15 protein-coding genes are annotated in these 18,143 nt (G+C 40.3%); 10 read left to right on the top strand and 5 right to left on the bottom strand.

Translation table 11 applies throughout. From position 1 onward, the window contains the following. Positions 1–110: 110 nt before the first annotated feature. On the bottom strand, positions 111–1,100 hold the full coding sequence (locus tag NY014_RS05575) for an aldo/keto reductase (protein WP_259413566.1): 990 nt from the start codon (positions 1,098–1,100) through the stop codon (positions 111–113). A gap of 378 nt (positions 1,101–1,478) precedes the next feature. On the opposite strand from NY014_RS05575, the gene NY014_RS05570 reads away from it, so the two are divergent. The 5 genes from NY014_RS05570 (at position 1,479) to NY014_RS05550 (ending at position 6,145) form a co-directional block, all read left to right on the top strand. Next, entirely contained in the window at positions 1,479–2,255 is a 777-nt protein-coding gene (locus NY014_RS05570) for a hypothetical protein (protein ID WP_259413565.1), read from the top strand. Positions 2,256–2,257: 2 nt separating this feature from the next. After that, positions 2,258–3,166 (top strand): helix-turn-helix domain-containing protein, encoded by a 909-nt coding sequence (locus NY014_RS05565; RefSeq protein ID WP_259413564.1) that lies wholly within the window; start codon positions 2,258–2,260, stop codon positions 3,164–3,166. 63 nt (positions 3,167–3,229) lie between these two features. Beyond that, entirely contained in the window at positions 3,230–4,210 is a 981-nt protein-coding gene (moaA, locus tag NY014_RS05560) for a GTP 3',8-cyclase MoaA (protein WP_259413563.1), read from the top strand. Between the two features lies 1 nt (position 4,211). After that, entirely contained in the window at positions 4,212–5,408 is a 1,197-nt protein-coding gene (locus NY014_RS05555; protein WP_259413562.1) for a molybdopterin molybdotransferase MoeA, read from the top strand. After that, complete coding sequence (locus tag NY014_RS05550) at positions 5,408–6,145, top strand: sulfite exporter TauE/SafE family protein (RefSeq protein WP_259413561.1); 738 nt, start codon at positions 5,408–5,410, stop codon at positions 6,143–6,145. The genes NY014_RS05555 and NY014_RS05550 overlap by 1 nt, the downstream gene beginning before the upstream one ends. A gap of 4 nt (positions 6,146–6,149) precedes the next feature. On the opposite strand, the gene NY014_RS05545 is transcribed toward NY014_RS05550, so the two are convergent. Then, positions 6,150–7,505: a glucoamylase family protein gene (locus NY014_RS05545; protein ID WP_259413560.1), complete on the bottom strand. Its 1,356-nt coding sequence runs from the start codon at positions 7,503–7,505 to the stop codon at positions 6,150–6,152. Positions 7,506–7,587: 82 nt separating this feature from the next. On the opposite strand from NY014_RS05545, the gene NY014_RS05540 reads away from it, so the two are divergent. The 5 genes from NY014_RS05540 to NY014_RS05520 all read left to right on the top strand — a co-directional run bounded on the left by NY014_RS05540 (position 7,588) and on the right by NY014_RS05520 (position 13,822). Continuing rightward, positions 7,588–8,829, top strand: coding sequence for an alkaline phosphatase family protein (locus NY014_RS05540; protein ID WP_259413559.1), 1,242 nt, complete (start codon positions 7,588–7,590; stop codon positions 8,827–8,829). Position 8,830: 1 nt separating this feature from the next. After that, positions 8,831–9,229 carry a group III truncated hemoglobin gene (locus NY014_RS05535; protein ID WP_259413558.1) on the top strand — a complete coding sequence of 133 codons (399 nt, stop codon included), beginning with the start codon at positions 8,831–8,833 and terminating at the stop codon, positions 9,227–9,229. Positions 9,230–9,310: 81 nt separating this feature from the next. Beyond that, the gene (locus NY014_RS05530) at positions 9,311–10,348 is read left to right on the top strand and encodes a hypothetical protein (protein WP_259413557.1); all 1,038 of its coding nucleotides are present in this window, start codon (positions 9,311–9,313) and stop codon (positions 10,346–10,348) included. A 23-nt stretch (positions 10,349–10,371) separates the two neighbouring features. Further along, positions 10,372–11,250 (top strand): formate/nitrite transporter family protein, encoded by an 879-nt coding sequence (locus NY014_RS05525; RefSeq protein ID WP_259413556.1) that lies wholly within the window; start codon positions 10,372–10,374, stop codon positions 11,248–11,250. Between the two features lie 31 nt (positions 11,251–11,281). After that, positions 11,282–13,822, top strand: coding sequence for a family 20 glycosylhydrolase (locus tag NY014_RS05520; RefSeq protein ID WP_259413555.1), 2,541 nt, complete (start codon positions 11,282–11,284; stop codon positions 13,820–13,822). Here the strand turns inward: NY014_RS05520 and NY014_RS05515 are convergent. From NY014_RS05515 to NY014_RS05505, 3 genes are read right to left on the bottom strand one after another with little or no spacing between them, the layout of a single operon-like run. Continuing rightward, positions 13,819–14,562: a sugar isomerase domain-containing protein gene (locus tag NY014_RS05515; RefSeq protein WP_259413554.1), complete on the bottom strand. Its 744-nt coding sequence runs from the start codon at positions 14,560–14,562 to the stop codon at positions 13,819–13,821. The genes NY014_RS05520 and NY014_RS05515 overlap by 4 nt on opposite strands. After that, on the bottom strand, positions 14,562–16,688 hold the full coding sequence (locus tag NY014_RS05510) for a c-type cytochrome domain-containing protein (protein WP_259413553.1): 2,127 nt from the start codon (positions 16,686–16,688) through the stop codon (positions 14,562–14,564). The genes NY014_RS05515 and NY014_RS05510 overlap by 1 nt, the downstream gene beginning before the upstream one ends. After that, positions 16,689–18,143: a DUF1501 domain-containing protein gene (locus NY014_RS05505; protein ID WP_259413552.1), complete on the bottom strand. Its 1,455-nt coding sequence runs from the start codon at positions 18,141–18,143 to the stop codon at positions 16,689–16,691.

The raw sequence follows: 18,143 nt of genomic DNA, 5'->3' as shown, positions 1-18,143 counted from the left end.
ACTAATTAGCTAAAGGAAATTTGCGACGATATTGAAATGTTGGCTGCAAATGAAAGAAATAGTCTTTTTTAAAGAAGCTCGTCAATGATTTTCATCTAGGCCTAATCAAATTATCGGTCAATCATTTTTTGAGCAGATTCAGGGTATCTGTTTCCCATAATATGAAGATCTTTCATTGACCTTTCAATATCTATTAATTCTGATTGGGATAGCTTGATGTTTGTAGCGTTTATGTTCTCTTCCAAGCGATGTAGTTTGGTGGTTCCAGGTATTGGGATAATCCAAGGTTTTTGTTCCAAAAGCCAAGCTAAGGCAATCTGAGCTGGAGTAGCTTGATGAGCATTGGCAATCATTTCTAAATGATTGACCAAAGCCATGTTTGCCTTTCTTGCATTCTCGGAAAATCTAGGAACGTCATTTCTAAAATCTGTTGGGTTAAAAGTAGTTTCCTCAGTGATTTTTCCAGTAAGAAATCCTTTTCCCAAAGGACTAAAAGGCACAAATCCAATCCCAAGCTTTTCCAAAGTTGGAATGATTTCCTCTTCAGGCTCTCTCCACCAGAGGGAATACTCACTTTGCAAGGCAGTCACCGGCTGAATGGTATGAGCCCGCTGAATGGTCTTTACTCCGGCTTCCGAAAGTCCAAAATGCTTTACTTTTCCTTCCTGAATTAGTTCCTTGACAGCTCCTGCTACATCTTCTATGGGGACTTGTGGATCAACCCGATGTTGGAAAAGCAAATCAATGCAATCAATTTTCAATCGTTTTAAGGAGCCTTCGACAGCCTTTTTAATATGTTCCGGACGGCTATTCAATTGAGTCCACCGTCCTCTTTCATCGGGAGCAAATCCAAATTTAGTAGCAATCACGACCTCGCCTTTAAAAGGGTAGAGTGCGTCTCCAACGAGTTCTTCATTTAGAAATGGTCCATAAACTTCAGCAGTATCAAAAAAATTGACACCCAATTCTACTGCCTTTCGGATTAATTGGATCATTTCCTGTTTGTCTTTGGGAGGACCGTAGCCAAAACTCATGCCCATGCAACCCAAACCTAGAGTGGAAACTTTTAATCCGCTGCTTCCAAGTTCACGAAATTTCATATTGTTTCAAATATTAAAGAATGAAAGATATCATGCAGTTATTGTTTCAAAATGACTATTTAAAGCCTATTTTTAATCTTAAATCGTCAATTTCTAACATCAGAGTATTTTTTATTTTTCAAATTTCCTTGATTTATTTCATTTAAACCTACCTACTTCAAATAATTAGTTACAATTTTCAAATAATTTATCGAAGAGATGTTATGCTCTATTTTGGAGTTTTTTTGTGTGGGGATCATGAAAAGGGGAAAGGAAAAATTGTTTGAAAAATATAAGTTTTACTTTGAATTAAATTAGGATTTTCTTCCTCTTTAGCTGAATTTTGCACCCGTCTGAAAATTTCAGCACAACCTATTCACCCTACTTCTAGATAAAACAATGAAAAATCTTAAAACGGCGATCCTTTATTCGATTATGCTTGGATTGCTTTTCTCATCTCCATTACTGGCTCAGGAAGGGGATACCTCTCAATCACCTGAAAGACATATTGGAGGAACAATAACAGCGACCAATAATGGGGTGTCGATCATTCCTTCCTTCTCTTTGGGCCGTCCAGCCGTATTCTTTGACCTTACGATGGGGGGAGAGCGACTATCCTTTGACCCTATGATTCGCTTTGGGATGGATGGAAAACCTTGGTCTTTTGTCTTTTGGGGACGATATAAGCTGGTAAAAGACAAGCGCTTTACATTGACCGTGGGAGGTCACCCTGCTTTTCTTTTTCAGGAAAGAGATGTGATTGTAGATGGTAAGCCTTCTAAAGAATTTGTTGCGAACCGCTATGTGGCCGGAGAGCTAAATTCCAAGTATCAAATTACTGATAAATTCTCCTTGGGACTGTATTTTTTGCATGGATCAGGACTTCAGCGCACAGGACCTCAAAACTCGGATTTTCTGGCATTGAACATTGGTTTGCCTGAGATCGTTTTAGTGTCAGATGTGAGTTTGATGATTAATCCTCAGATATTTTTTCTGAGTGTGGATGAGAATTCGGGCTATTATCTGAATTCTGCTTTTACTTTCAAAAAGGGAGACTATCCTATACAGTTTCAGGCTTTTTTCAACCAAAAAGTCAATTCAACCATTGCCGGAGACGATTTAGTTTGGAACCTGAGTTTGCTGTATAAGTTTAACAGCACCTTTTCAAAAAAATAATCATGGAGAAGAAGGAGACATTAGAGGAGTTTTATAAAAGGAAGTTTAACTGGATTCCTGAAAGTCTAAAGAATGACTTTGGCCATTTTAATATTTTTCGGCTAGAGCCTTACTTGGAAGGAAAGGTTAAAACGCTCCCATATCGAAGAAGGGATTTTTACAAATTGATGTTGGTAAAGGGAGCCAGTTCGGTGCATTATGCCGACCGGGTTTATGAGGTAAAAAAACAAGCCCTGTCTTTTTCAAACCCCATGGTTCCTTACAAATGGGACCATTTAGATCAGATTACGTCAGGAATTTACTGCATATTCAATCCTCATTTCTTCATGAATTTTGGTCAAATCCATCAGTATGAGGTATTTCAGCCCAATGGAACCCATGTATTCGAGTTGACAGATGAGGAAGCTATTGAGGTTGAGGAAATCTTTTCAAAGATGCAGGAGGAAATCGATTCTGAATACAAATACAAATATGATCGAATTCGTAACCTTGTATTTGAGTTGATTCATTTTGGGATGAAGCTGCAGCCTGCTGAGGTACAGACTGCTCAGCTAGGAAATGCATCACTTCGAATTGCTTCCATTTTTATGGAATTGCTGGAAAGACAATTTCCCATCGATGAAAATCATAGGCAAATCCAATTGCGTTCTGCATCGGATTTTGCCAATCAGCTCAATATTCATGTGAATCACCTGAACCGGGCTGTGAAGGAAATGACAGGGAAAACGACTACCCAATTGATCTCTGAAAGGTTGCTTCAAGAATCCAAAATTCTCCTAAAGCAGAGTAACTGGAATGTGTCTGAAATTGCCTATTCGCTTGGCTTTTCAGAGGTGACTCATTTTAATAATTTCTTTAAAAAACAGATAAATCTTAGTCCCACTCAATTCCGTAAATCAGGCCAATCATAGCAGGATTTTCCGCTTGATACCAAATCATTTTAATCTTCAGCTAATAATCTCTATCATAGCACTATGCTTCAGGATTCATTTGGACGTATTCACGATTACTTGCGCATCTCGCTGACGGATCATTGTAATTTCCGTTGCACCTATTGCATGCCGCAGGAGGAGATGGAATGGATGCCCCAGTCCAAGCTGATGAGTAAGGATGAAATCTTGAAACTAGCGGAAACCTTCATTCAACTTGGGGTCAAAAAAATCCGATTAACGGGAGGTGAGCCTCTTGTTCGAAAGGAGTTTCCTGAAATCCTAGAACACCTATCTCATCACCCAGTCGAACTTACGCTGACAACCAATGGCGTTTTAATTAATAAGCATATTGATGCGTTGAAAAAAGCTGGAGTTCGCTCGGTTAATGTGTCCTTGGATACCTTAAATCGTGAAAAATTCATACAACTGACTCGAAGAGATAATCTCGAGCAAGTTTGGAATAATATCCTTCTGTTATTGGATGAAGGTTTCCGTGTGAAAATCAACGCAGTTGCCCTTCATGGATTAATCGAGGATGAGATTTGTGATTTTGTTGCTTTGACAGAAAAGCAACCTCTCCATGTTCGCTTTATCGAATTCATGCCATTTGCCGGAAATCACTGGAAAAGCAAAAAGGTGGTGACAGCTTCTCAGATGTTGACTTTGGTAGAAGAAAAATATTCCATCGAAAAGCTCGAAGACAAAAAACACGACACAGCGAAAAAGTACAAAGTTCCGGGCTTTGCAGGAACCTTTGCTTTCATCACTACCATGAGCGAAAACTTCTGTGCAGGTTGTAATAGGATTCGTCTGACTGCGGATGGTAAAATCAAAAATTGCCTTTTTGGAAAAGAAGAGCTGGATTTATTGGGAGCTCTACGAAAAGGAGAGGATGTAGAAAAATTGATCCGATTGTCTATTTCTCGTAAACACAAAGCGCTTGGAGGACAATTTGATCCAGATTATTTGAAGGCCAATCCCGATCAGATTATTAATCGAAGTATGATCAAAATTGGAGGCTAATATGATCAGCGTTTCCGAAGCAAAGGCCATTTTACAAAAACAGCAAATTCATAGGAAGGTTATTACTTTACCCATTTCAGAATCCTGCGGTTATTTTTTGGCAGAGGCAATTACTTCCCGATTGGATGTCCCCTCTTTTGATAATTCCGCAATGGATGGATATGCATTTTGTTGGGATGATGATTTTTTGAAAAATAAAGAGGAAGGTATTTCTCTCCAAGTAGTTGGGGAGGTCGCGGCAGGAAGTTTTAGAGATCAAGTTTTAGAAAAGGGACAGGCAGTTCGGATTTTTACCGGAGCACCAATTCCACTAGGAGCGGATACGGTTATCATGCAGGAGAAAGTGCAGCGACAAGGAGATCAAATTTTTATCCAAAAAGATCATTTGGAAAAAGGAAGTCATGTGCGCTACCGTGGTTCTCAGTGTAAGGAAGGGGCTGTTATCGCCAATCCAGGCAAAAAAATTACTCCAGGAATGGTGAGTTTGTTGGCTTCTGTGGGAGTAGGAGAGGTAAAGGCTTGGAAGTATCCATCAGTTAGCCTTCTATTGACTGGAAATGAGATTAAAAATGTTGGTGAACAACTCCAAGTTGGTCAAATATACAATGCCAATGGACCTGCATTGGAAGCTTGGCTTTCCTCTTTGGGAATCGGAAAAATAACTACTCGAAAAGTTTCTGATGATAAAGAAAAAGTGATTGAGTCCATAGCAAAGGCTTTGGAAGAGTCAGATATAGTTTTGGTGACAGGTGGAATTTCTGTTGGTGAATATGACTTTGTACAGGTGGCAATGCAAGAAAATGGAGTTGAGCCACTTTTTTATAAACTCAAACAGCGACCTGGAAAACCCCTTTTCGTAGGAAGAAAAGGTGCAAAAATGGTTTTTGCCCTACCGGGAAATCCCGCTTCGGTTCTTTCTTGTTTTATGCAATACGTCAAACCTTTTCTGCTTTCCTGGAAAGGGGATGATTCTTCTTGGGAACGGTTTGAATTACTGCCTTTGATGGAAGGATTTGAAAAAAAGATTCCCCTAACTCAATTTTTGAAGGCAGAGAAATTGGGAAGTCAAATTCGGGTTTTGCAAGGTCAGGAGTCTTTCAACTTGATTTCTTTCGGAACTGCTTCTGGTTTTGTAGAAATCCCTGAAGAAGTTGAAAAGCTGGATGCTGGTTCTTTGGTAAAGTTTTATCCTTGGTAATGGAAGATCTGATTTACTACGGACTGTTTATTCTCATGCCCTTTGCGGCATTTTTATATGCTTCCGTGGGGCATGGAGGAGCAAGTTCTTATTTGATGATATTGGCCTTATTGGGCTTTGCGCCTGAAGAAATTCGACCAACCGCCTTGATTCTCAATATGATGGTTTCCATGGCTTCCTTTTTGAATTATCGGAAAGCAGGAGTCTTTCCGACCAAGTTATTTTGGTCCTTGATTATCTTCTCCATTCCGGCGGCATATCTCGGGGGGACGATTTTACTGGATGCTTCGATTTACAAGAAAGTCTTGGGAGCCTTGTTACTCTTTCCCGCTTTGAAATTTGCCGGTGTTTTTCCTATTGCCGATGAAAAGAAGCTAGAGCGAAAGTGGTGGATGGGGCCATTGTTAGGCTTGCTGATAGGTTTTCTATCAGGAATGATTGGGATTGGAGGAGGAATTATCCTTACGCCAATAGTGCTTATGCTTGGTTGGGCCGGTGTCAAAGAAACGGCTGCCCTCAGTGCACTTTTTATTTTCCTGAATTCCGTTGCAGGCTTTTTGGGTGCCAGTATTTACCAACTTCCTTTGAAAGAGGAATTATGGATTTTGGTTCCTTTGACTGTAGCAGGAGGGATTTTAGGAGCTTACCTAGGAGCCAAAAAGTTTTCTGTCAAATCCCTCAAATACCTCCTAGCCTTCGTGCTTCTATTTGCATCTGTAAAATTGATGCTCAGTTAATAAATCAAGGAACCTCAAATTCAAAATTCAATTTCCGAAGTCCTTCTTGGATTTCAGGGGCATTCATAAATAATCGCCAACCCAGGCCAGTCCGATAATTTTCAATCATGGTTACCATAGGGCCTTGATCAATAGCCAGATAGCGCTGTGGAAAGAAGTCATGGTGTGGACTCATCGCATCATAGAATCCATAAGGTCCAAATACCTTTTCTCCATAATTTTCATACAGATTCCGAATCACTTCCACCGACTCTTTGGGAGTGTAAACGATGGATGAAACAGCAGCAGTAGGAGAAATTACACCTGTATCATCTCCAGGTCGATGGGCATGGTAAAAATCAGTCGAGTAAGAGGCAGTTAATCCCCAAAGCTTTTCTCCATATCCTTCAAAGTTTCCAGGATTCTCTATACACCAAGCCCGATTTATTAATGTTTGGTTAAGGTTTTCTTGCCAATAATCAGCATACTGATCTCGAAGTCCATGAGGATTTAAGCTTAGGTAGGAATAATGTGCCCAAAATAGCGGGCCTCCCATTTCTTCCGCTCCATTATGTTTAAGCTGAAGGGGATAGCCAAAAGCTCCTGCATTAGCAGACTTAATCTCTCCCGATCGAGCCCAACCTTCATGATAAGCCGCTGGATCGATTGAATGTGTCGGAGAGGCTACCGCTAAAATATAGGTGATCAGGGTCTCATTGTAGCCTTCTAAGGCAAAGTTCATGTCCCAGCCATAGTTAGGTGACCAATGCCAGTACAATACATTTTTTCCGCCCTGAGTGTGCCAATCCCATTCCATTTCTTCCCAGAGTTTCTGGATACGATTGCTGATTGCTTGTTCCGTTTCTGAGCCGTTTTTAAAATATTCCCGAACAGCTAGAAGGCCTTGGATCAAAAATGCCGATTCGACTAGATCCGCTCCGTCATCCTTTGGACTGAAAGGCTTGACTTTTCCCGTTTTGCCATCAAGCCAATGCGGCCAAATTCCATGAAAGCGATCTGCTGTTTCTAAAAAGTTTAGCATTTTTTCGAATCTGGCCACAGCCTCTGAACGGTTAATCCACCCTCGTTCAATAGCTCCAAGAACCCCAATTAATCCCATTCCTGTTCCTCCGGTGGTAATAATGTGCGCATCATTATCAGGATAAATCCCATCTATATGGATGCGCTCAGGTGCCATTCCGGAATTTTCCTCCGCTCCATTCCAGAAATATTGGAAGGTGTAATATTGAACTGTATCAAGTAATTCTTCATCGCTTAATCCAAGGTAGATACTTGAGGATCGTTCAATTTTCTCTTCCGGTTGGGATTCCGGAGAGCAGGCTAATAAGAAAGAAAAGAGGAGTAAATACTGGGTTTTCATGGATGGATTTATATGTCGAGCAAATAATTTAAGAAATAGATTGAATTAGAGGGGGATGCTAAATAATTTTGAGCAAAAAACTATGCGGCGCTTTGTCCTTTCTCTTATTCTTGTCATTCAGGTTTTTGCTTTTTCCTTAGGACAAGAAGCTCAGAAAAATTATGTGATTTTAATTTCTCTGGATGGTTTTCGATATGATTATGTAGAGCGTTTTCAGCCAAAGAACCTGAGTCAATTCATCAAAGAAGGAACTGCCGCAAAGGGATTGATTCCATCCTTTCCAAGCAAGACTTTTCCCAATCACTATACCATTGCTACAGGTTTGAAGCCTGAACATCATGGATTGGTGGATAATAATTTCTGGAATCCCGAGAAGAAAATGCAATACTCCATTTCCAATCGGGAAGTGGTGACAGATGGAACTTGGTATGGAGGTACTCCACTTTGGGTTTTGGCGGAGCAAAATGCAATGAAGTCAGCCAGTTATTTTTTTGTGGGTAGTGAAGCGGATATACAGGGAATTCGACCAAGTTACTATTATGACTATGATGGAAATGTTCCGAATCTGACGAGAATTTCAAAAGTGTTTGAATGGCTTCAGCTTCCCGAGACCGAGCGTCCACAGATGATTACCATGTACTTTTCAGACATGGATGATGCCGGTCATCGTTATGGTCCAAACAATGATGAGCAACTGAAAAAGACCTTGTATAGATTGGATCATGAATTGGGAGCTCTTTTTGAAGGGGTCGCGAGTTTAGATTTGCCAATAACTATAGTAATTGTTTCAGACCATGGGATGGTAGATGTTCCTAAGGAAAATCTCCTCAATCTAACAGAGCTAACAGAAGGAATTGATGCCCGCATAGTGAACTCTGGAGCTTTGGCCCATATTCATTTGACTGACCCTTCGGAGAAGGAAAAGGTTATTGAGATAATTGAAAGCCGGGGACAGCATATCCATGTGGTAGATGTAGCTGACCGGGAGTATTATAAAGATTTGAGTTTGCATTCAGACTTGATGGGGGATCTGCTGATTATGCCAGATTTGGGATATTATTTGGCGGATGACCGTGGAATGTTCCGCTATCAAAACCGCTCTGCCATGAACAAAACCGATGTATTTGGTGAACATGGCTATAGTCCTGATTTTCAGGAGATGCAAGGGATTTTTTATGCAAAAGGACCTCAAATCAAGAAAGGATTAGTAATTGAGCCTTTTGAGAATTACCATATTTATCCTTTGATCTGCCAGATTTTGGGACTGCCTGTTCCAAATGGAATTGACGGAAAATTAGAAGTCTTGGCTCCTATATTAAAATAGGATGAAAGGACGTCTACCGATAGAAAGTCGGGAAGAAATCGATTTTTTGGTTCGGATATTTTATGAAAAAATCCGTGCGCATGATCTTCTTGGACCAGTTTTCAATCATGTGGTTAATGATTGGGATCATCACTTAGAACATCTTAGTGATTTTTGGGAGATCATTCTTTTGCAATCAGGTCCGGGAGCAGGAAAATTTAATCCGGCTCAAGTTCATAGAGATGTCGATGAAGCTGTTGATCATCAAATCGATCAGGTTCATTTCGGTAATTGGCTGGAATTATGGTTCGAAACCATTGATCAATACTTCGAAGGTGAGGTAGCAGATTTTGCAAAAGAACATGCCCGAAGAATGGCCCACATGTTATTTATGCGTATCTGGGAAGCTCGACCTAAATAGAATTATTTAAATGGGAAAAGCTTGATTTTCAGGATTTTTTTGTAGCTTATTTGAACTTTATTTAGGTCAAATTTTTCTCTCATGCGCTACTTTAACTTGCTATTTAGATCCTTTTCTGGTCTTTTACTTGCCATACTAATTCTCTTATCATTTCCAGCTTTTGCTCAAGGGGATCTTTTTGATTCGGATGAAATCATTGATGTGAAAATGCAATTTTCTGTCAAGGATATTCGGAAAGACACCAATGATAGCACTTTCGTGGATGAAATCATTTGGTTGAAAGATTCAGAAGGTAACTGGGAGGAAATTCCGGTGGAGCTTCGAGTTAGAGGGAATTTCCGATTAACCAATTGCTACTATCCTCCTTTGAGGATGAAGATCAAAAAGAAAAATCGCGAAGGGACCATTTTTGAAGAAAACAAAAGCTTAAAAGTTGTTTTTCCATGCTCCAGAGCCAAAAATGCAGATTCTTATGTGGCCAAGGAATTTATGGCCTATCAGATCTTTGAGGAGGTTTCAGAGTATACCTTTCAGACTCGGATGATGCGGATTACTTTTATTAATGAGGATGATAGAAAACAAGAAGAAATAGAATTATTAGGTTTTTTACTAGAAGATGATGATGATGTAGCGGATCGGTTTGATGGAGAGATTTTGGAGGGTAAAAAGATCTTAGGAAGCCTGATGGAACCCTTGCCTTCTGTTCGCCACGATTATTTTCAGATGTTGATTGGAAATACTGATTTTTCCAGCCTATTCCGCCACAATTCAAAGATTCTTTTGCTCCCTGAAGAAAGACTTATTCCTCTCGCTTATGATTTTGACATGACGGGATTAGTGAATCCTCCGTATGCGCAAGTCAGTAATCTGGTTGATATTGAAAAGGTGACTGATCGTTTGTATAGGGGATTTTGTAGAGAACGAGATGTATTTGATGAGGTTAGAACTGAATTTTTGGAAAAGGAAGGTCGAATCATGGAAATTGCATCTGATTATGAATCCTATCTTAGTCCTGCTGAGTATAGAGAAACTTCCAGGTTTTTGGGTGATTTTTTTGATATCTTGAGAAATGATAAGGCTTTTGAAAATCAAATTGTCTCTGCTTGTAGAAGCTACTAGGATAGGCCCCCTTTGCTAGGTTTATGATTTGGAATAAGAAAGAAAAAACTCCCGAACAACTAGAGCGGGAGAGACAGCTGGAAATTGATCGTCATATCAATAAGACGAAAAATAAAAGGTCAGATGGAGCGAAAACACATGGTGAAATCCTCAGGGATCAAATCACTGAAGCGCTAGAAACCTACGACAAAAGCACCAGCAGTATTTTATTGAGTTCCTTTACTGCCGGCTTAGAAATCAGCTTTAGTTTTCTCCTTTTATGTACTTTTTACTTCTATCTCGATGGAAGAGTAGATCAGGAGGAGATTTTTAAAAGTATTTCACTTGTTTATCCTTTAGGTTTCATTTTAGTGGTTTTGGGTCAAAGCATACTTTTTACAGAGCAAACAGCTCTTCTTACCCTTCCTGTACTGAATAAAAAGCGAAGTTTTCCAAGTATGATGCGGCTTTGGGGATTAGTTATCGCAGGTAATTTATTGGGAGGGTATTTTATGAGTGCAGTTTTGGTTTGGTTAGGACCTCGCTTGGGTATTTTTGAATACTCGGTGATAGAAACCATTGCCCTTCATGTAACCCATGGAACAATTCCAGTGGTATTTGTAAGTGCAGTGATTGCGGGTTGGTTAATGGGCTTGCTTTCCTGGCTATTAGCTTCTTCCCGGGATACGATTAGCCGGATTGTGATGATCTTTCTGATTACTTCTGTTCTTGCTTTTGCAGGTTTGCATCACAGCATCATTGGTAGTATTGAAGTGTTCTCAGGATTTTTGGTTTCAGATCAAATTTCTTTTGCTGATTACCTGGAGTTTCAATCTACCGCCTTATTGGGGAATGCTTTCGGCGGAGCCATTTTCGTAGCTTTATTGAAATACCGCGCTTTTGTCTTCAACATTGGAAATTGAAAATTTCTAGCCTTCCTATAAAATTCTTTTCATGAGTAGATTTGTACTTTCCTTTTTTCTCATCTTTTCAGTTTTGCTAACTTCCTGTGAAGCTCAAACCAGTATGAATGAAGCTTTAAGTATTCGATGGGAGTTAATTGAAAATCAGCTTGATGATTCTTCAGGTAGTCGTGCTCAATTTGTCATTGAAAATCATTCGGGTCAAACTATTGAGTCAGGATGGAAGCTATATTTCAACTCCATTTTTTTTGACTTAAATGCTCAAATTGAATCCCCGGGAATTGAATTGACCCATCTTGCAGGTGATTTTTTTGTCTTGACAGGAAGAGGAAAAGAAGCTGCGATTCCAAAAGGTGGAATTTTGACTGTTTCTTATCGAAGTAAGAATCCTCATTTGAAAAATCATCATGCCCCTGATGCTCCCATTTTCACTTTGGCAAATGGTACAATAGTTCCGGATATTCAATTTGAGAAATCCGAAATGAGTGTTTGGGATTTGCGGAATCAGGCAGGTGAATCCCAATTACCTATTCCAACACCTGATAGATTATTCGAGCAAAATGAAGGATTGTCTGTATTGCCAAAAGAAGACTTACCGCCTTTTCTTCCAACTCCTAAAACCTGGAAAATCAATGGAGAGCCACAATGGGTTACTCAGGCCGGTTTGGCAGTGGTGGGAGATAAATCCTTTGCCAAAGCAGCTACTTTCCTGACGAAGCGAATTAAAGAGAATTACAATCCGGAAATTCTGAAAACTGAAAAGCCCATTCAAATTCGGGTTTCTAAAAAAGATGGTTTTCCTGCTGAAGGATATTCCTTGGAAATCAGGGATCGAAGAGTATTAATTTTGGCAAGTGATGAGCGTGGTGCTTTTTATGGTGTTCAGTCCTTTTTGGCTTTGCAGCCTGCGGATTTTTGGAAAGGGAATGCTGAAGGATTACTTCTTCCACAAATATCAATAGAAGATTATCCAGCTTATTCCTATCGAGGTTTTTTTCTGGATGTCGCACGAAACTTCCAGCCAAAAGAAGAGATATTCCGAATCTTGGATTTAATGGCTTTATATAAGCTGAATACTTTTCATTTCAACTTAGCGAATGATGAAGGTTGGCGGATTGAGATAGAAGCTTTACCCGAGCTTACTCAATACGGTTCCAAGAGAGGTTTCTCCACAGATGAAGCTGATTTTCAGTGGCCATTTTATGGCTCTGGAATTTCTCCTGATAAGTATCCTGGAACTGGATTTTATACCCAAGAAGACTTCAAAGAGATTCTGCGCTATGCTCAGGAAAGACAAATAGAAGTAATTCCTGAAATTGGTTTTCCGGCTCATTCCCGTGCTGCCATCAAGTCCATGGAAAAGCGCTATGAGCGTTTTCAACAGGCTGGTAATCTAGAAAAAGCCGAAGAATTTCGATTGATCGATCCTGAAGATCAATCTGAATATCTCTCCGCTCAAAATTTCCGGGATAATACAGTTTGCGTTTGTAAAGAGTCAGTTTACAGATTTTTTGAGACGGTCGTGATGGAAATGAAAGGAATGTATCAAGAAGTGGGAACTCCTTTGAAAGTTTTTCATACCGGAGGTGATGAAGTTCCTTATGGTGTTTGGGAAAAATCACCGATTTGCGAGGAATTTTTGGCTGAAAACAAGTCTTTGAAACAAGAAGATTTGGGCCCTTACTTTCGATCTAGAATTGGATTCTTTCTAAAAAATGAAGGAATACAGCAAGCTGGTTGGGAAGAGATTGGGCAACTAGCGGATAATGGGAAGGTTGTTCCCAACCCCAACTTTGCAGAAAGAAAATGGAGATTATACGCTTGGAATGCTGTGGCAGGTTGGGGTGGAGAAGACATGGCTTACCGATTGGCTAATGCAGGTTTTCCTGTAGTGATTAGCTCCAGTGCCAACTACTATTTCGACCTGGCTTATGATTGGGATCCGCGCGAACGAGGACATACCTGGTCAGGCGTAGGAGATATGTATCAAAGCTGGAAGTCTGTTCCCGGGAAATTTTACCTTTCACATGATCAAACCATTGATGGGAAGGATTGGAATTGGGAGAAAGCGAAAGAGCGTTTCGAAGTCTTAACAGAAGAGGGTAAAAAGAATATTTTGGGAATTCAGGGACAATTGTGGACCGAGACAGTCAAATCTCCTGAAATGCTAGAATACTATGTAATTCCCAAGATCTTTGGTTTGGTGCAACGAGCTTGGGAAGGTGATCCGGATTGGTCAAGCGCCACATCAATAGAAGAAAAAAAAGCCCTTCGATTAAAGGAATGGAATGTTTTTGTCAATCAAGTGGCTCAAGTAGAACTTCCTCGCTTGGAATCATTTCAAGGTGGGTATAAAATCCGAATTCCAGCTCCAGGGCTGAAGCGAGTGGGAGACCAGGTTTTTGCGAACCTTCAATTACCGGGATTGGAAATTCGCTATACAGTTAATGGGGGAATTCCAAGTAGAACTGATTCGCTTTATTCCGGACCTGTTACCTATTCGCCCAATCTTCGATTCCGGGCCTTTTCACCTAATGGGCAAGGAAGCAATGTGAGTCAATTGGAAGACTAAAGAGGAGGAACTTCTCTTTTATATTTTTCTATTAGTCGATCATTAGCTGCTTCTCCTTCCTCTGTATTTGCACTGATGAAAATCTCTGGATTTACACCACGATCAACTAGAATTTGTACAGCTTGACATAAGATAGCTTGAAGTAATGCAGTACCGATGACAGTAGATGTTGCTCCAACTTTTCCATTTTGGCCTTGAATAGGAACAGAAGCATCTCCGATTTCACCAAAATTATCCAGCACTAAATCAGCAATCTCAAATAGACGCAAATTGGATGAATGCCGAGATTCAACCGATTGGCTGTGCGCTAAATTGGTGATGCAAATGACCTTAGCACCTTTCTTTTTGGCTTCCATTGCCATTTCGATTGGGACAGCGTTTCTTCCGGAATTACTAAATAGGAAAAAGAGATCTTTATCAGTGATTTGATAACCGGATAAAAGTTTGGTTGCATAACCTTCCTGCCTCTCGATATGAGAACTTTCGGATGCGCTTATATGAAGCATGAGTGGAGGATCTAAAATCGGTTTGATCCTCGCAAACCCACCAGCCCTGTAAAAAATTTCCTCAGCCAAAAGATGAGAGTGTCCTGTGCCACTGGTATAAATCCAACCCAAGTTTTGAATACAGTCAGCAACCCAATTGGCTGCTTTTTCAATGGCTTCTACTTGTGAAAAGGCTTGTTGTAGTTTCTTTTCAATCTTATGTTGGTAGCGAAGAAAGGCTTTTTGCTGAGTCATCAGTTTAGGAGTATTTCATCAATAAATACCCAACCTTTTGCACCTGCTCCAGGATGCCATTTTGGAAGAGATTGGATGGGGTAAAGTTTCACTCTGATTTTTTCAAAGTTTCCATCAGGGAGTTTATAAGTCAGAAGTTCAGATCTAATTTCTCTTATTTTTTCTGATTGGGTGGGTTGATCGGATATAAGAGTTTCGGCTTTTCCATTCCTCCACCCCATAATTTCCACCTTAACCGGAGGAAAGATATAAGCTCCTTCATGGTACAATAAACTGATGCCGATGTTTGTAGGGTGTTGATTTTCTTCAAGGGAAAATTCAGCTTCAAATGCCTTGTCGCTATATCCCAACCATTCTCCAGAAGTGTGGTTGTTTTTTCCCTTGATTTGATCAAAAAGGGTTTCAGCTAGTTGTGCCTTGTAGTTGGGACTAGGTTGAGTTAGGAGTTCGACATTTTGAGGTTTCAAGCCTGATTTCATAAAAACGGATGTGATCTCCTCTGAGCCAATCCATTCAGGAGCAAATGCTTTTGCACGGATTTTTCCAGAAGTTTTTACATAAATAGGTTCTGAATAAACTGGACTCGAAATACTATCAGGTTCAGTCCCGTCTAGGGTAAATCGAATGGTTGTGCTTTGAATAGGGTGGCTTAATTCTATTCGAAGACTGTCTGAAAATAAAACCCGGTCTTGAGTGATTTTGGGACTGTTCAATGGAAGAATGATGTCCTTTCCCTCAAATCCAAAATCAATTTTTGTATTGGGTAATTGTTCGGAAAGTTGTTGTTTTTGAGAATCGTTTAATCCTGTATTCCAGAGAAAAAGGTTCTGCAAATTTTCCATTTCCGCTATTCTATTAATTGCGTCTGGAGTCAATGAATTTCCGGACAAAGACAAGCCCTCCAATTGATCTAGAAGAGGAAAACTCTCCAATTGCCCTGCCGTCAGTTCAGTAAAATTCAAAGACAATTCTCTGAGGTTTGGGAAATCATTTAAAAAATCCAGATTGACTTCAGATAGGGGCATTTTGTCCAGTCGAAGGTTGACCAATTGCTCTTTAATTTTTTGAAGATCCTTTAAAGAACTTGGTTCGAATGCAGATATCCCAAAATAAGAAACTTCCAATGCTGGAGACTCGGGATAAATCGGACTGACTTTTCTGAAATAGGTGTTTAAGTCCTCAATTGTTGAACCTGAAGCAGGTTCAAAATCATAAGAATCTTCACTGCTAAACCGAAGTGATGCCAGTTGGAAAAGCTCGCTTTCCTGAGGCAGGTCTACCAATTTTCCTTCAAAGTTTGCTCCCGACTCTACCCAAGTTGTCAAAATTTGAAATTCCTCTTCAGTCAATTGGGCTTTATTTTTTGGAGGCATGTGCTCTTCTTCTTCAAGTGGAAGATTTATCCTTTGGGTCAAAAGCGATTGTGTCAAATCTCCAGAAACAACGAAAGGACCAGATTTTCCTCCTTTTTTTAATTCCGATAGATTATCCATTCGAAGTTCTCCTTTTGTCTTTCCTTCGCGATGGCAGCTTTCACATTTTGCCTGTAGGATTGGCTGGATGACGTGATCGAAAACTTCAGCCTCTGCCAAAGGAACCTGCTCTGCAGGAGGGTTTAAAGGGGCGAGTAAATAGTTTTCTCCATGGGTGATATTAGCTCCCCAATGCCCAGTGAGTGTCAAACAAATTCCTAATGCAACCGCAGGGATAGCAATCTGTTTTAGGTTTCGTTTTTGGAAAAAATAAATGAAGGAAGCTCCCCAAAAGGTTACCATACCCGCCCATTGATGCCAAAGTAATGAATCGCCTTCGTAATCTTCTCTTGCAAGAATTAATCCAGCAATAACTGTGATTCCAGCCAAATTGCTTCCCCACAGCAGGGATTTGGCTCCAATATCTCGGAAAGTTTCATTATTTCTTAGGGAAGGAAACAGTAAAAAAATAACTCCAATCAGGATCAAGGTAATGGGGAAATGGAGGAGAAGTGGGTGTCCTCTTCCGATTACCTGAAGAATGGGAGGTAGGCTGATCGCTTTTTCTCCAATTAAAAGAATAAAGGAAAGACCCAGCCAAACAAATAGTAGGTTTTCCAGAATTGAGTTGAGTTTGGAAAGCGGATTGGTCATTTAGACAAGAATATCTTTTACAACATGACCTGAAACGTCTGTTAGCCTATATCGTCGGCCCAAATGCTTGAAAGTAAGACGCTCGTGATCAATTCCAAGTAAATGAAGTACAGTTGCCTGAAAGTCGTGAACGTGAACCGGATTTTCGATAATGTTATAGCCAAACTCATCAGTTTTTCCATAGACAATTCCCGGCTTCACACCTCCTCCTGCCATCCAGATTGAAAATGCCCTCGGATGATGATCTCGACCATAATTATCTACTTGAATTTTACCTTGGCAGTAATTTGTCCTTCCAAATTCTCCTCCCCAAATCACCAATGTTTCATCCAATAAGCCTCTTTGCTTCAAATCTGTAATCAAAGCAGCTGAAGCTTGATCTACGTCTTTTGCTTGCTGTGCCATTTCATTAGGTAAATTGCCATGCTGATCCCAACCTTGATGATAGAGCTGAACGAAGCGGACTCCACTTTCGGAAAGCTTTCTTGCCAATAAACAATTCGCCGCATAAGTTCCGGGGACAAGGCAGTCGGGGCCATACAATTTCACGATGGAATCCGGCTCCTTCGAAACATCTGTGATTTCCGGAACTGCCGTTTGCATTCGATAAGCCATTTCATACTGCTGAACTTTGGCGGTGATCGCTGGATCGTTGAATTCCTGAAAATTCAACTCATTCATTGAGGCAATTTGATCAAGCATTTTTCTCCGTTCTGATCGGCTCATAGAATGAGGGTCACGGAGGTAAAGTACAGGATCTTCCGAATTAGAAAATTGAACTCCTTGGTGGGTAGCATCAAGAAACCCATTGCTCCACAATTTACTATATACCCCTTGACCATTTCCTTTTCCTCTGCTGAGGAGCACACAAAAAGCAGGAAGATTGCTGTTTTCACTTCCTAAACCATAACTCAGCCAAGAACCCATGCTAGGGCGGTTTCCTACTTGCGCACCAGTTTGAAAAAAGGTCAAAGCAGGATCATGATTTATAGCTTCGGTGTGCATGGATTTGATGATGCAAAGATCATCTACCACTTTGGCAGTGTAAGGAAAAATAGAAGAAATCCAGGCTCTACTTTCACCGTATTGCTGAAAATCATAATAAGAACCTACTAATGGGAAACGCTCCTGATCAGCGGTCATTCCAGTTAGGCGTTGACCCATTCGAATTGATTCTGGAAGGTCTTGCCCGTAGCTTTTTTGAAGTAATGGCTTGTAGTCAAAAGATTCCAGTTGAGATGGAGCTCCATTTTGAAAAAGATAAATAACCCGTTTTGCCTTTGGTGCAAAATGAGGCAAAGCCACCATAATGGCATCTTCCTCTTTGCTTTGACCTCGAAAAAGGTCAGGTATAAGCAGCGATCCCAAAGCTGCACTTCCTAAACCTAAACTTAGCCTCGATAGGAATTTCCTCCGGTTCAAATTAAGCCCATGCTCCAATAATTCCTTTTCCAT

The organism is Algoriphagus limi (assembly GCF_024919275.1).
Taxonomy (GTDB): domain Bacteria; phylum Bacteroidota; class Bacteroidia; order Cytophagales; family Cyclobacteriaceae; genus Algoriphagus; species Algoriphagus limi.
This window is presented reverse-complemented; position numbering and strand designations above follow the sequence as displayed.